A 14,565-nucleotide genomic window follows, 5' to 3' on the forward strand; every position below is an offset into this window, starting at 1 on the left:
CCGGGCAATACCGCATCCCCGAGGTTTCCTTCATGCCAGCGAGCCGAGCCCACGACGTCAACCACGCCCCCGATGTCCACCCTGCCCGTCATGCCGTGACCAGCCGCGTCCTGCACGCCTCGCTGGCGTTGACCATCGGTCTTCTCTACCTCACTGCCTACGGGCGCAAGTGGGCGACCACCCAGCTCGAGTCGGCCAACTGGTACCTGCTGGTGGTCCACGTCAACCTGGGGCTTTTGAGTGTGGCGCTGTCGCTCGGGCTGCTGGTGGCCCACCTGTGGCTGCCGCAGCCGCCACCCCTGGGTCTGCCGCGGGTGACTCGCCTCGCCCACCGTGGCCTGCTCGCTGTGCTCCTGGCGCTGCCCGTGGCGGCGTATATCGGTACCGGCTTCGACCTCAGGGTGCTGGGCCAGTGGACACTGCCCGCGTTTCAGCGCCTGCCATTGGCGGCGTCGCTCGCAGCCTTGTTCGAAGTGCCGCTGATCACCCTGATGGAGCCGTTTGGCCGCTTCCACCGAGACTGGGGCGCCGATCTGCTGCTGCCCTTTTTGCTCGGTGGCCATATCACGGCGGCCCTGTTTCACCATCTGGTACTAAAGGACGGCGCCCTTGGCCGAATATGGTCGCTACGCCGTTGAGCGGCGCCCCATGCTCCTCGCCACCGCAGCAGACATGCGAAGAAGCCCGCGCAGTCACCTGCGCGGGCTTTTGTGCTTCGGCCTGGAGAGCGGTCTTCAGGCCTTGGCGGGCCCCTTGCGCAGCGGCACGTCCGGCACCGCCTCCATGCGCTCGCGCTCTTCGGTGATCAGCTCGAGTGCCTGGTCTTCGCTGAGCTCGGAAGCCGGGGTAAACAGACTGACCACAATACCGGCGGCCATGGCCAGGCCCACCGCCGGGATGCTCGGGTTGCCCCAGTACTCACTCCAGCTCTCCACCGAGATGACCGTCAGCGAGGTGGCGGACGCCACCACCAGCGAGGCGATCGCACCTTGCCAGTTGTAGCGCGGCCAGAAGCGTCCCAGCACGCCGCAGACGAACATGCCCGCCAGCACGGTCGCCACCATCTTGGTGATGTAGGCGATCACGTTGTCGGAGGTCAGGGCGAAGGCCAGCGCCAGGCCAATGGTGCCGACCAGGCCGACCCGCGACAGCATGACCACACTCTTGGCCGAAGGCGCGCGGCCCTTGACCAGCACGTAGAGATCGCGGATCAGGGTGGTGACACCGGCGATAGCGTCACTGCTGGCGCTGGACATGGTCGCCGACAGACCGGCCACCAGCAGCAGCAGGCCCAGCCACAGCGGCAGCACCTCAGTGGCCAGATACGGGAAGGCGAAGTTGCTGTTTTCCAGGTTGGGGTTGAGGGCGTAGGTCGCCATGCCGATGATCGCCGGCACGATGGAGAACAGCATGTAAAGGCAGCCGGTCACCAGGAAGGAGCGACGCACCGAGCCCACCGAGGCGCCGGAGTAGATGCGCTGGCGGAAGGACGGGGTCGCCAGCACGCCGACGGCGATCACCGTGATCAGCGACAGGGCGGGCACCAGGCCGACCTTGTCGATGGCCAGGAAGCTGGTCGCCGCGGCGTCCATGGAGGCGGTCATCTCGGAGAAGCCGCCCACCTCGACCACGGCCACCGCCGCCATCAAAAAGAAGCCGACAAACAGCACGATGGCCTGCACGGTGTCGGTCCAGACCACCGCCATGTAGCCGCCGATGACGCAGTAGACACCGAAGCCCAGCGCCACCACCATCTTGGCCTGCCAGGCGGGGATATCCGCCATCCACGCCAGATACAGGCCGCCGCCGAGGATATGGGCGCCGAGCCAGCCGATGCAGGCGACGTAGATGAACAATGCCACGACATTGCGCACCAGGCGGTTGGCCCCGACGTAGAACGACAACTCTTCGCTCATGGTCATGAAGCGGTAGCGCCGCACACCGGCGAAACACAGCGCCAGCAGCAGCACCCCAATCGAACCACCCAGACCATAGAGTGCGCCGCCCCAGCCGTTGGCGTAGCCGAAGCCTACCGCCCCCATGCTGGAACCTGTTCCCACCATGGTGGCCACGGTGGTACCGATGGTCAGGAATATCGGTACGCTGCGCCCGCCAAGGAGGAAGTCATCGCCGGTGCCGCGATCGTTCCGCGACATCCACCAGCCGAAGCCGATCATCAGGACGATGTAGACGCAAAAGGTAGCAAGGAAAAGATGACTGTTCATACAGACCTCTTATACTTGTCGTCTCGGTCGTTGCCGCGATCGAGACAGTGAACGTGAACGTTTGCTGTGCCTGGCGTCGGGTCCTTGCCGGGATCCGGCGCCTTCCTGTCGCTACGATGCGGGCATCCCTGCCCCGGTCGAGTTGCCGCTCGACGCAATGTCCCTGGTTTAAGCGCGGTCGGCGCGGTAGCAGGTCAGGTCCACCTCGACCTTGCAGTCCACCACCAGATCCTGAACGCTGCAGATGCGCGCCGGCGGGTGATCCTTGAAGTACTCGGCGAACACCTTGTTGAATGACTGGAAGTAGCGCGAGTCGGTCAGCACGGCGGTGACGTGGACCACGTCCTCGATGTCGTAGCCCGCCTCGCGGGCGATGGTCAGGGCATTCTCGAAGGCCAGCCGGCTCTGCTCGACGATGCCGCCTTCCACCACTTCTCCATCGGTCATCGGGGTCTGACCGGACACCTTCAGCCAGCCGCCGGCTTCCACCGCGCGGGAGAAGGGAAGTTTCTGACCGCCGGTACCGACGCCGCCTTCGGCGCCATAACGCTTGATCGTCATGTCAATGTCTCCTGATAAAGGCTGATGCAATAAACGTGGCTAGAGTGGCGTGGCCGCAAGGCGCACGCTTCGGCGCAACATGCGCCCGGATCGTTGGCCCGACGCCTGACCATTGGCGTAGGCCGTCGTGCCGTTGACCAGCACCCGAAGGATGCCGCTGGCGGGCGTCTTCGGCTGGTCATAGGTGGCGCTATCTTCCAGGCGCTCGAGATCCAGAAGGACCAGATCGGCGAAGGCGCCTGGACGAATCACACCGCGGTCTTCCAGGCCAAAGGTGGCGGCGGAAAGACCGGTCATCTTGCGTACCGCCTCGGCCGGCGGCATCAGTGCCAGGTCGCGGCTGTAATGAGCCAGCACGCGGGGAAAGGCGCCCCACAGACGCGGGTGCGGATGCGGGTCATTGGGTAGGCCATCGGAGCCGACCATGGTCAAGGGGTGCGCCAGCACCTGGCGCATGTCGTCCTCGCTCATGTTGTGATAGACCGCGCCGGCGGGTTGCAGGCGCCTGGCCGCGTCCATCAGTGACAGCCCCCAGTCGGCGGCGATGTCGGCCAGCGGCCGACGCGCCTGCTCCGGATGCGGCTTCGACCAAGTGATGGTGATGTCGATCTCGTCGGTGACCTGCCCCAGATCCAGGGTCGAGGAACCGGCGGTATAGGGGTAGCAGTCGCAGTGAACACGCTGGCGGCTGGCGGCGTCGGTCAACTGCGCCAGGGCCCGTGGCGCCTGGCCCCAGTTACCGGCACCGGCGCACTTCAGGTGCGAGATCACCAGCGGTGCACGGGCTTCGGCGGCGGTGGCAAAGGCCTCGTCCATCGCCTCGGCCTGTGCGGCGAACTCGTCACGCAGGTGGGTGGTGTAGATGCCGCCCGCCTCGCTGACCGCGCGCACCAGAGCACCGACCTCGGCGCTTGGCGCCTGACGGGCGTTGCGATAGGCAAGCCCGGTGCTCATGCCGATGGCCCCCTCGGCCAGTGCCTGTTCCAGAGCGAGGCGCATGGCGGCGATCTCGTCGTCGCGGGCCGGGCGCTCGAAGTCATCCATCACCAGTGAACGCAGGCTGGTATGCCCCACCAACGCCGCCACATTGACCGCCGGGCAGGCCGTCGCCACGGCATCGGCGTAGGCGGAGAAGCTGGGGTAGGCGAAATCCTCGGCGTCGCCCAGCAGGTTCATCGGGTCGGGCACCTCGCTACCGCGCAGCGTGACCGGCGAGGCGCTGATGCCGCAATTGCCGACCACCACCGTGGTCACCCCCTGGCTCAGCTTTGGCAGCATCTCGGGGGTGCGCACCACATTGGTGTCGTCGTGGGTGTGAACGTCGATGAATCCCGGGGTCAGCACCAGCCCCTCGGCCTGCACGACCTCGCTGGCCTCGTGCCCGGCGAGATCCCCCACCGCCACGATACGATCCCCCTTGATCGCGACATCCGCGATACGAGGATCTGCGCCGGTGCCATCCAGCAGCGTGGCGCGACGAATCAAGAGGTCATGGTGCATGTCAGTCTCCCAGCGGCTGGCGATTGTCACCGCCGCGATGGTCATCAAGTGCAATCTTCAAACGCCTGAGCTTGGTGCGTGCCTGGTCGCGATGACGCATGGCCAGCTCCAGCGCCAGCACGTCGATGGCGGCCATCAACGCATAGCGCGACGCCGAAGGGTGAAGAATGAAATCGGTCTCCCGGGCGGCGATCGGCAGCACCACGTTGGCGGCGGCGGCAAGCGGAGACCCCACGGCGGTGATGGCGATCACCTGGGCCCCGTACTGACTGGCGATCTGGGCCGACTCGACCATCTCCGGGGTGTAGCCGGACACCGACAGCACCACCACTACGTCCTCGGGCTCCAGGGTGGCGGCCACCATCCTCGGCAGCAGACCGTGAGGATAGGCGCTGACCGCATAGCCCAGGCGCATCAGGCGAAACTGCAGCTCCTGGCACATCACGCTGGAGCCACCACCACTGCCGAAGGTCAGGATCTGGCGGGCATTGTCGAGTCGCTCTACCGCGCCTTCGATATCGGCCTCGAACAGCAACTCGCGGTTGAGCGCCAGGGTCTGGGCGGCAACGTCGTAGACGATGCTCGATCCCCGGGCGGGATCGGCGTCCTCGATAAAGCGACGACCGGCGGCCAGGGCACGGGTCAGGCGCAGCTTGAGGTCACGCACGTTGTCGCAGTCCACCGAGCGGGCGAAGCGGGTCACGGTGGCGTCACTGACGCCTGATCGCCGGGCGATCTCGCTGATGCTGGCCTCTGCCACGAAGTCGATGTCGTCGAAGATCAGCTCCGCCACCTTGCGCTCCGACTCGCTCAGGGAGCGAACCACCGCGGTGATGCGCGACAGGATATCGATCTGTTGACTCACGGCTTGCCTCCCTCCGTTGCGACGTTGCCAGATCACGAAGCCTGTCCAGGGCCCTCGTCATCTGCGGTATCCTTACGCTATGTTAGTTTCTAACAACCATCCACAGTTTTTTGAAAATTTCCGACAATGGTCGTAGTCAGATCAATCTTCGAACATTGCCAATCGTCCGGCGCGGCGTAACATGAGCCGCGTTCCGCCTTCAGGAGAACTTTCATGGCCCACTCCCCCTCTTCCTCTTCCTCTTCCTCTTCCTTCGATGCCAAGGGCTGCCACAAGGGCACCCTGGAAACCGGCGACCGGCTGCTGGCCGACGTCAGCCTGCCGGCGGCGGTGATCCACCAGGCGCCGCTCGCCCACAATCTGGCATGGATGCAGGACTTCGCCCGCCGCCACGGCGCCGAGCTTGCGCCCCATGGCAAGACCACCATGACCCCGGCGCTGTTCCGGCGGCAGCTCGAGGCCGGCGCCTGGGGCATCACCCTGGCCACCCTGCCCCAGTGCCGCGCCGCCTTCGCCGAGGGCGCCCAGCGACTACTGGTGGCCAACCAGATGGTCGGTCAGGCCAACATGGCCATCGCCGCCGACCTGATCCGTGCCGGCGCCGAGCTGTATGTCACCGTCGACAGCGCCGAGAACCTGGACCAATTAGGCGCCTTTTTCGGGGCGGCCGGCATCTCCCTGAATATCCTGATCGAGGTAGGCGTCGAAGGGGGAAGGTGCGGACTTCGCGATGATGACGAGGTAATGGCGCTGGCGCGCCGGGCAGCTACCCTGCCGGGCATAGCCCTGGCGGGTCTGGAGGGGTATGAGGGTGTGGTCCATGGCGACGATCCTGTGGCCGGCATTCGCCGCTACGCCCAGCGCCTCGTCGACGGCGTCAAGCGACTGGCCGACGAAGGCCTGGTCGAGCGCGACAAGCCCATCGTCACGGCGTCGGGTTCGGCCTGGTACGACCTGATCGCAGAAGAATTCCGCGACGGTGGACTCGAAGGCCGCTTCACCCCGGTGCTGCGCCCGGGCTGCTACGTGGTCCATGACCACGGCATCTACCGCGAGGCCCAGGCCGGCGTGCTGTCCCGGCGCCAGGACCTGCACCAGGGGCTTGAGCCGGCGCTGGAGGTGTTCGCCCAGGTGCAGTCGCTGCCCGAGCCGGGGCTGGCCATCGTGGCACTGGGCAAGCGCGATATCGGCTTCGACCTGGCGCCCGAGGTGCTCAGGCGCTATCGCGAAGGCGGACAGGCCAGCGAGCAGCTGTCGGTGGAAGGCTGGCAAGTCGTCAAGCAGATGGACCAGCACACCTTTATCCAGTTGCCCGACAGCGCCCGCGACGTGCGCATCGGTGACGTCCTGGCCTTTGGCGCCTCGCACCCCTGCATGACCTTCGACAAGTGGCGCCAGCTCCATCTGATCGATGACGCGCTCAGGGTCGTCGATACCTGGGCGACGCGCTTCTAGACACTCTGACAAGCGAACGACCAAGGGGCGGGCGGAAACCATCCGTCCGCCCCGTTCCTGCAACCTTTGCCGCAGCGCTACCAGAACGACCGATCGTCGCCCTGCGCCTGTGCGCTCAATTTTCTAGCCACGCCCCCGACATACACTGACAGCGACCACCGGGCATCGCTCGGATCAAGAGGGCTGACAGCAAGGGAAGCCGATGGCCAAGAATGTCGCGCTGTTCTTCGATGGCACCTGGCAGGTGCCGGACATGGACCTGGAAGACGGTGACACCAACACCAACGTCAGCCGGCTCTACCAGGCGGTGGCCGACAACCCCATGGCCGAGGGCGGCACCGTCAAGCGCTACTACCATGGCGTCGGCAGTGACCTGCACTGGTACGACCGCCTGGTGGCAGGCGCCACCGGACTCGGGCTATCGGAAATTCTGGTCGAGGCGTACGTCGAGCTGGTCGAACTGTTGCGCCCGGACGACCGGCTGTTTCTGTTCGGCTTCAGCCGAGGCGCCTACACCGCGCGAAGCCTGAGCGGGATGCTTCACACCAGCGGTCTGCTGCACCCCGAACACCGGCAGTTGGCGGGACGCGCCTACGCGCTTTACCGCGATCGAAGACGTGGCCCGCAATCCGCCGAGGCTCGACGCTTCGCCTCGCGCTACGCCTGGGTGCCGGAGATCCACATGATCGGTGTGTGGGACACCGTGGGCAGCCTGGGGATTCCACTCAGGAGCTTTGCCGCCTTCAACCGCCGCCGATTCGAGTTCCATGACACCCGCCTGAGCCCGCTGGTGCGCCACGCCTACCAGGCGCTGGCGATCGACGAGCACCGCAAGGCCTTCGCCCCCACCCTGTGGTCGCCGCAGACCACCACCTCCACCCTCGAGCAGGTATGGTTTCCCGGCGCCCACTCCAACGTCGGCGGAGGCTACCGGGACCGCGTGCTGTCGGACGTCAGCCTGGACTGGATGATGGGCCGCGCCTGCGAACAGGGGCTGCCGCTGCTGCCTGACAGCCGCCCCTTGCTTGGCTCACCACCGCGCGAGGACGACATCATCGACTCCTACCAGAGGTTTCTTTCGCGTCTCTATCGACTGATCTCGCCCCGGCGCTATCTGCGGCGCATCGGCTTTGCCTCCTTCGGCAACGAGACGTTGCACCCGAGCGTCGCCACCCGTCGTATTGCCCTGCACGGCTATCGGCCCGCCAACCCTATCCACCCGCGTCTTGCGGCGACGCCGCCATCCACTTAGGGCTTGTCTGAAAAGTGCCTGCGCTCGGTAATACGGCGTTAAAAATCGGCTGGTGCGCCAGCCCGGTCAAAATACTCATTTACACCCCGTAAACTGCGCTTTCTCACCGATTTTTGCCTTGTCTAACCTTCGCTCGTCGACTTTTCGGACAGCGCCTAGATACTGACAGCCCCCGAGTGATGGCGCGAGCGCCTGCCACGGATACGACAACGCCCACTCGCAAGGAGTGGGCGTTCGCGGTGGCCTGAGGCGCTCTCCCTCGTCGGGGGTCCGAGGCCGGCGCTGCGCTTGCAGGACGAGTCTGGCCTCGAGAGCGGGCTAGTTCGAGGGGAAGTTGAACTGCGCGCTTTCCCTGTCCTGGCTCCTCGGCCAGCGCTGGGAGATGGCCTTGCGCCGGGTGTAGAAGCGCACGGCGTCGGGGCCATAGGCATGCAGATCGCCGAACAGCGACTCCTTCCAGCCGCCGAAGCTGTGGAAGGCCACCGGTACAGGCAGCGGTACGTTGATGCCGACCATGCCGACCTCGATGGCGTCGGCGAAGCGACGCGCGGCCTCGCCATCCCGGGTGAACACGCAGGTGCCGTTGCCGTACTGGTGGGCGTTGATCAGCGCAATGGCCTCATCGAAGCTGGCGACACGCACGACGCACAGCACCGGCCCGAAGATCTCGTCGCGATAGACGCTCATCTCGGGCGTGACCCGGTCGAGCAGGCTCGCACCGAGGAAGTAGCCCGGTGACGACGCGACCAGCGGATGCTCGCGCCCATCCACCACCAGCTCGGCCCCGGCGTCGACGCCCTGCTGGAGATAGCCCGCCACCTTGTCACGGTGCCCGGCGTTGACCAGCGCGCCCATATCCAGGCCGCGCTCGGTGCCGGCACCGATCTTGAGTTCCCGGGCCTCCTGCGAAAGCCGTTCGACCAGGGCATCGGCGGTGTCATCGCCGACACACACCGCCACGCTGATCGCCATGCAGCGCTCACCGGCGCTGCCGTAGGCGGCCCCGATCAGGGTGCTGGCGGCGTTGTCCAGATCGGCATCGGGCAGTACCACGGCGTGGTTCTTGGCGCCACCGAGCGCCTGCACGCGCTTGCCGTTCTCGGCGCCACGCTGGTAGATCGCCTTGGCCACCGGGGTCGATCCGACGAAGGACACCGCCTTCACATCCGGCGCATCGATCAGCGCCTCGACCACCTCCCGGTCGCCGTGGACCACGCTGAACAGGCCGTCGGGCAGACCGGCTTCGGTGAGCAGCTCGGCCATCTTGAGCGCCGCCGACGGCACCTGCTCGGAGGGTTTGAGGATAAAGGCGTTGCCGCAGGCCAGCGCCATCGGATACATCCACAGCGGCACCATGGCCGGGAAGTTGAACGGCGTGATCCCGGCCACGATGCCCAGCGGCTGATGATTGGACCAGGTGTCGATGGCCGGCCCGGCGTTGTGGGAGTACTCGCCCTTGAGCAGCTCCGGCACGCCGCAGGCGTACTCGACGTTCTCGATACCGCGCTTGAGTTCGCCCATGGCGTCTTCAAGCACCTTGCCGTGCTCTTCGCTGACCAGCGCGCAGATCTCGTCGGCGTCACGCTCGAGCAGCGCCTTGAAGCGGTACATCACCTGGGCGCGCTTGGCCGGCGGCGTGTCGCGCCAGGCCGGCTGGGCGCGGCGGGCCGCCTCGATGGCACTCTCGACGGTAGCAGCGTCCCCCAGGGCGACACGACCGACCGGCTCGGCGGTGGCCGGGTTGATGACATCCAGATGGCGCTGCGACGGCTGTGACTCACCGCCGATCCAATGATTCACGTCTTTCATCAAAACTCTCGATATGACTTTCTGAAAAGGCGTCAGCGCCGGGCGGCCATCTCGCATGGGGCCCGGCGCAGCATGGTACGCAGATGATGCGGCTCAGAACTGGCGGTCGAGCAGCGCCTCGTCGAAGGGATAGCGGGACAGCTTTTCCACACCGCTGTCGGTGATCAGCACTTCTTCTTCCAGCTTGACCCCGTCGGCGGCACCCACCTCGCCGATGTAGCTCTCCACGGACACCACCATGCCGGGTTCGAGAACGCCATCCTTGGAGAAGCGATCGAAGTCCATATGGTGGGCGACCAGCGGGGTTTCACCGTGCATGCCGACGCCGTGGATGATGGAGGGATAGCGACGGTCGAGGAAGCGCTCGGGGATCTTCCAGGCCTGCTCGGCGATCTCGCGATAGCTCATGCCCGGCTGCAAGATGCCCATGTTGTGGTGCACCTGGTCGTAGGCCATGCGATACAGCTCCTTCTGGTAGGCGCTGGGGCGATTGGGGCCGACGTGGAAGGTCCGCGAGAAGTCCGAATAGTAGCCGTGACAACCGATGGTATCGGTATCCAGCGCCACCAGTTCGCCCGGACGAATGACCCGGTCACTGGCCTCATTGAACCAGGGGTTGGTGCGCGGGCCGGACGACAGCAGACGGGTCTCGATGAACTCGCCGCCCTGACGGATGACGTTGCCGTACATGATCGCGAACAGCTCGTTCTCGGTGATGCCCGGCTTGATCGCCGCCTCGACCTCGGCCACCGCAGCCTCGCTGCCGGCCATGGACTGAGCCAGACAGGCGATCTCCTCGGGGGTCTTGATGCGCCGGCAGTGCAGCGTGTCCTGCATGCAGTCGAAGACTTCGAGGCCCTGGGCCTCGAGTGAGCGCGCCAGGTTGAGCGCACAGCGATCCAGCCCGATTTTGCGGTTGCCGCGTCCGTGCTCTTCGATCAGTTCGGCGATCTCCACACCGAAGGGGTCCGAAGAGAGGTTGTCGCGCTGGTTGACGGCGGACCACACCACCTTGGAGGTGCGCGATTCATCGATGGTCTCGAGCCAGGTAGAGACGTGGGCGCTGCCCGGGTACTCGAACAGGATCACCGGCCCTTCCAGGGGCACATAGATGTAGCGGGTCGAGTTGCGCAGGAAGTAGCCGAACATGTTGCGCGAACCGGTGGCATAGCGCTGGTTGTTGGGGTCGAACAGCACCATGGCGGCGTAGCCTTGCTCCGCCATCGTCGCGCGCAGCCGCGCCAGGCGCCCGGCGCGCAGCTGCCTGGGATCGAAGGCGGTGGGGATGCTGTCGCCGTTGGCCATCGGCGCAGAGGGCACGACCGGAATATGGTCCGGCTCGTTGTCGGTCAGGTTGTCGAAATCGACGATGCTCATGTCAGGGTCCTGTTCGAATATGGCGGGGTCGCAAGGGGCACAGGCCGAGCCTCTACGTGCTCGGCTTCGATGTCATCGGCGTGGGCTCAGTCGGCCAGCGAATCGCTGCGATTCATGCCTTCCTTCAACAGGGTCTCGTGAATCGGCGCCATGCGCCCGAAGATGCGCTGGGCACGCTCGGGGCGACCGATGAAGCCGGGTTCCTTGGCGTAGGCGAAGATCACGGTGTGACGCTCCTTCTGGCCTTCCACCGGCGTCACCCGGTGCAGCGAATAGCGGCCGAAAAACACCTGCAGGTCACCCGGTTGAAGGTCCAGCGCCTTGAGCCGCGAACGATCGCCATCCAGCACCTGCTCGACCTCGTCGAAGTTCTCACCCTCGGGGCTGCGGATGCCCGGGGCATACTCGAAACGGCCGCCGCCATGGGACTGGCGGGTCATCATGGTGACGATGAACTCGTTGGTGTCGTAGTGCCAGGGATGCTGGCAGCCCTCTCTCAGCACGTTGACCACCAGGTCCGCCAATGGGTCGGCGTACTGGTGAATCTCTTCCATGCCCACCACGGTGGCGATAAAGCGCTGGAAGTCCGGGTGCTGGTAGACCTGGCGAATGATGGTGTCTTCGCCGATGCGATCGCCGGCGACAAAGCCGTTGGTGCGATCGTCGAAGCGATTGAGCGGGTGGCTGGCCGGGCGCTCGGGATCGCCGGCATTGTTGTAGGGGTTGGTCTCGGTCTGGTTGTAGTGCGCCTCGGGCGACAGCCGCTCGGTCTCGCGCTCCAGCCGTGCCAACGCCTCCTCGGGGACAAAGTTCTTGAGTACCACACAGCCATCGTCGGCCAGCTGTTCGTGACAGCGCTGGATCAGCGCCCGTCCGGACTCGCCGTCCAGGTCATGAATCGGGTAGTGCTCAAGGTCGATCAGACCGTCCAGCGAGGAAGTGGTGGGCGCATCGGTGGCCTGCATGAGGAACTCCTGCCTGTCTCAAGTGATGTTGGACAGGATAGAGAGCGCCTCTTCATAATAGAAATGAATGGTTGAGATATCACTTATTTCAAAGGCTCATCGATTATGGATACCGACCTGCTCCGCGCTTTCGTCACCGTGGCCGAGTGCCAGGGCTTCAGCGCCGCCGGCCGCGTGCTGCACCGCACCCAGTCCGCCGTCAGCCTGCAGATCAAGCGACTGGAGGACCAGATGCACAAGTCGCTGTTCGAGCGCACCAGCCGCAGCGTGCTGCTGACGTCCGACGGTGAACGGCTGCTGCCCTATGCACGACACATGCTGACGCTGGAAGACGAGGCCAGGGCGGCGCTCGGCGACCGCCAGCACGGCGAGAAGATTCGTATCGGCACCTCCGAGGAACAGGCCAGCGCCTACCTGCCGGAACTGCTGCCCCGGTTCGCCGAGGCCTATCCGCATACCCGCATCGAGGTCATCTGTGGCATCAGTGCCGACCTGGTGGACAGCTTCCAGCAGGGCCTGCTCGACGTGGTCCTGTCGATCCGCCACGGACCGACGCAATCGGGCCAGTTGCTCGGCTGGGAACCCATGGTGTGGGTCGCGGCAGAAGATGCCGATCCTACCCGTGGCAGCCGACTGCCCCTGGCACTGAATCCCGAAGGCTGCATCTTTCGCGCCCACGCCCTCGCCGCCCTGGGGCGTCAGGAACGCGCCTGGGAACTGCGTTACTCGAGCCAGTCCCCCACCGGCATCAACCTGCCGGTCCAGGCGGGGCTCGCGATCACCGTCAAGACACCCCGCAGCGTACCGGCGGGCTGTCGGATTCTCGGCGAGGAGCAGGGCCTGCCGGCGCTCGGCCAGGTGGAAATCGAGATGCACCGGCGCCCCGGACATGCGAGCGACGCCTTCAACACCTTCTGCCAACAGCTCGAGGAGGTCGTCACCCACAACGACGCAGTCGCCGTGCCCGAGTTTCAGGACCAGGCCTGAGCCTGGCTCGACCGCGTGTCGGTCGAATGCCTGAGTCGCAATATCATGATCGTGACGGATTCATGGTTTGATTACCTCGTCATTACAGGCGAACTACCCCCTGATCCCTATATCGCCACAAGGAGAGATACGCCACACTTCAATAACCAGGATTCTCCGATGGTCTCGCCTGCCCGGCGGTGCCCTTGTCCTGGTCCGGAGATGACAGTGACCACGCCATTTGACGACTCCCTCGAACCTCGGGCTTCCCAGTTTTCATCGGTTGGAATGGATGGAATGGAGCTCCTTGAACAGGAACTCGAACACCTCAGAGCTCGGCATCTAAAGCTTCGCGAAGAGGTCGCAGCCATTCGCCACTATGCCGGCGACAACCTGCCCGCCAAGGCCGGCCTCGTCATCGTAAAGATGCTGGAAGACGCCTTGAAATCCTGACCGTCTTCTCTTCCCGAGAACCAACATTCTTGCCGCTGCCAATGCATCTTCTTGCTCGTTTATCGGGGAAAGGGCCTCGACGACCTTGCCGCTTTGTCACGCCTCGGGATTACCCGCCAGCGGGCAATAGTGCGCCTCTGGCCTCTCCTTTTCTTGCCGCTGCAATAAGGTATAGTCACGGCTATATGTCTTTGTTTTGGCTTAAACTTGCAGCCTTGGTAAAGAGTTGCATCTGTCAGCCTGCGCGCTAATATCGCCATGCAAATTCGCTATCGTGTCCATAGCCAATGCCCGGAATATCGGTCGTAACGCTGCGCACGAGGCTCTTTCAGCGACATCACGTATTTTCAACAGGCAACCGCCGGATTCGCACCTTCATGACGCCCACTTCGACCCTGCTGCTCGCCTTCTCGCTATCTTCCGATGCCTTTGCCGCCTCGGTCAGCAAGGGTGCCTGCGTGCGTCGGCTGCGTTTCGTGGTGGCCCTGCAGACCGGCCTGCTGTTTGGTCTGGTGGAAGCCACGACGCCAATTATCGGCTGGCTGCTCGGCACCAGCGCCTATGACACCATTGCCCACTGGGATCACTGGATCATCTTCTTCCTGCTGCTCGCCCTGGGCGGCAAGATGATCCACAGTGGCCTCGCTCCCGCCCCCAAGGACTGCGCCAGCTGCGATTGCGGCACGACCAGCGATCGCACCCGCTGGTGGCTGATCATCGCCACCGCGATCACCACCAGCCTGGACGCCATGGCGGTGGGCGTAGGTCTGGCGTTCATGAACGCCAACATCTGGGTGACGGCACTGGCGATCGGTGGCGCCACCACCCTGATGGCGACCCTGGGCATGCTGCTGGGACGCCGGCTCGGCAAGACGGTGGGGCCGCGTGCCGAGATCCTCGGGGGGCTGGTCTTGATCGCCATCGGCGCCACCACTCTGTATCACCACCTGCTCGCCTGATCCTCTTGCCCGGTCGACCCTGTCGCGATCCCGGGCAGGTTAACTGCCAATGACTCGCTCCTAGCGCTCATCCATGCCGGCAACACGCCTGCTCTAGCAAAGTTCGTCCACGATCTCGCCCGTTTTGTCGATAGTCTGGTGCACTATTGCCGGTATCAGACGGCTGGACACCTCATGA

General features: G+C 64.9%; 13 protein-coding genes. 6 read left to right on the forward strand and 7 right to left on the reverse strand.

Features of this window, described 5'->3' with window-relative positions; translation table 11 throughout:
- Positions 1–32 precede the first annotated feature (32 nt).
- Positions 33–638, forward strand: a complete 606-nt coding sequence (locus NFG57_RS13680) for a cytochrome b/b6 domain-containing protein (protein ID WP_348814548.1) — start codon at positions 33–35, stop codon at positions 636–638.
- Between the two features lie 96 nt (positions 639–734).
- Here the strand turns inward: NFG57_RS13680 and NFG57_RS13685 are convergent, their stop codons facing one another.
- From NFG57_RS13685 to NFG57_RS13700, 4 genes are all read right to left on the reverse strand, one after another.
- Positions 735–2,225, reverse strand: a complete 1,491-nt coding sequence (locus NFG57_RS13685; RefSeq protein WP_045995073.1) for a sodium:solute symporter family protein — start codon at positions 2,223–2,225, stop codon at positions 735–737.
- 168 nt (positions 2,226–2,393) lie between these two features.
- A complete protein-coding gene (locus tag NFG57_RS13690; RefSeq protein WP_045995074.1) occupies positions 2,394–2,786 on the reverse strand; it encodes a RidA family protein in 393 nt (130 codons plus the stop codon).
- Between the two features lie 39 nt (positions 2,787–2,825).
- Positions 2,826–4,286 (reverse strand): D-aminoacylase, encoded by a 1,461-nt coding sequence (locus NFG57_RS13695; protein WP_348814549.1) that lies wholly within the window; start codon positions 4,284–4,286, stop codon positions 2,826–2,828.
- Between the two features lies 1 nt (position 4,287).
- Positions 4,288–5,151, reverse strand: a complete 864-nt coding sequence (locus NFG57_RS13700; RefSeq protein WP_045995075.1) for a MurR/RpiR family transcriptional regulator — start codon at positions 5,149–5,151, stop codon at positions 4,288–4,290.
- A 213-nt stretch (positions 5,152–5,364) separates the two neighbouring features.
- Here NFG57_RS13700 and NFG57_RS13705 point away from each other — a divergent pair, with 213 nt between their 5' ends.
- Both NFG57_RS13705 and NFG57_RS13710 read left to right on the forward strand, forming a co-directional pair.
- Complete coding sequence (locus tag NFG57_RS13705) at positions 5,365–6,606, forward strand: amino acid deaminase (protein WP_348814550.1); 1,242 nt, start codon at positions 5,365–5,367, stop codon at positions 6,604–6,606.
- Positions 6,607–6,808: 202 nt separating this feature from the next.
- Positions 6,809–7,858, forward strand: a complete 1,050-nt coding sequence (locus tag NFG57_RS13710; RefSeq protein ID WP_348814551.1) for a DUF2235 domain-containing protein — start codon at positions 6,809–6,811, stop codon at positions 7,856–7,858.
- Between the two features lie 318 nt (positions 7,859–8,176).
- Here NFG57_RS13710 and NFG57_RS13715 read toward each other — a convergent pair whose 3' ends face one another.
- The 3 genes from NFG57_RS13715 to NFG57_RS13725 form a co-directional block, all read right to left on the reverse strand.
- Positions 8,177–9,667 carry a CoA-acylating methylmalonate-semialdehyde dehydrogenase gene (locus NFG57_RS13715; RefSeq protein WP_124803984.1) on the reverse strand — a complete coding sequence of 497 codons (1,491 nt, stop codon included), beginning with the start codon at positions 9,665–9,667 and terminating at the stop codon, positions 8,177–8,179.
- Between the two features lie 93 nt (positions 9,668–9,760).
- Positions 9,761–11,044: a Xaa-Pro peptidase family protein gene (locus NFG57_RS13720; protein ID WP_124803985.1), complete on the reverse strand. Its 1,284-nt coding sequence runs from the start codon at positions 11,042–11,044 to the stop codon at positions 9,761–9,763.
- An 86-nt stretch (positions 11,045–11,130) separates the two neighbouring features.
- Positions 11,131–12,009 carry a hypothetical protein gene (locus NFG57_RS13725; protein WP_213228803.1) on the reverse strand — a complete coding sequence of 293 codons (879 nt, stop codon included), beginning with the start codon at positions 12,007–12,009 and terminating at the stop codon, positions 11,131–11,133.
- Between the two features lie 105 nt (positions 12,010–12,114).
- On the opposite strand from NFG57_RS13725, the gene NFG57_RS13730 reads away from it, so the two are divergent.
- From NFG57_RS13730 to NFG57_RS13740, 3 genes are all read left to right on the forward strand, one after another.
- Positions 12,115–12,996, forward strand: a complete 882-nt coding sequence (locus tag NFG57_RS13730) for a LysR substrate-binding domain-containing protein (RefSeq protein WP_045991825.1) — start codon at positions 12,115–12,117, stop codon at positions 12,994–12,996.
- Between the two features lie 45 nt (positions 12,997–13,041).
- On the forward strand, positions 13,042–13,428 hold the full coding sequence (locus NFG57_RS13735; RefSeq protein WP_348814552.1) for a hypothetical protein: 387 nt from the start codon (positions 13,042–13,044) through the stop codon (positions 13,426–13,428).
- A 377-nt stretch (positions 13,429–13,805) separates the two neighbouring features.
- Positions 13,806–14,387 carry a manganese efflux pump MntP family protein gene (locus NFG57_RS13740; RefSeq protein ID WP_045991826.1) on the forward strand — a complete coding sequence of 194 codons (582 nt, stop codon included), beginning with the start codon at positions 13,806–13,808 and terminating at the stop codon, positions 14,385–14,387.
- Positions 14,388–14,565: the final 178 nt, after the last annotated feature.

The organism is Halomonas sp. H10-59, from assembly GCF_040070555.1.
In the GTDB taxonomy this organism is placed as follows: Bacteria; Pseudomonadota; Gammaproteobacteria; order Pseudomonadales; family Halomonadaceae; genus Halomonas; species Halomonas litopenaei.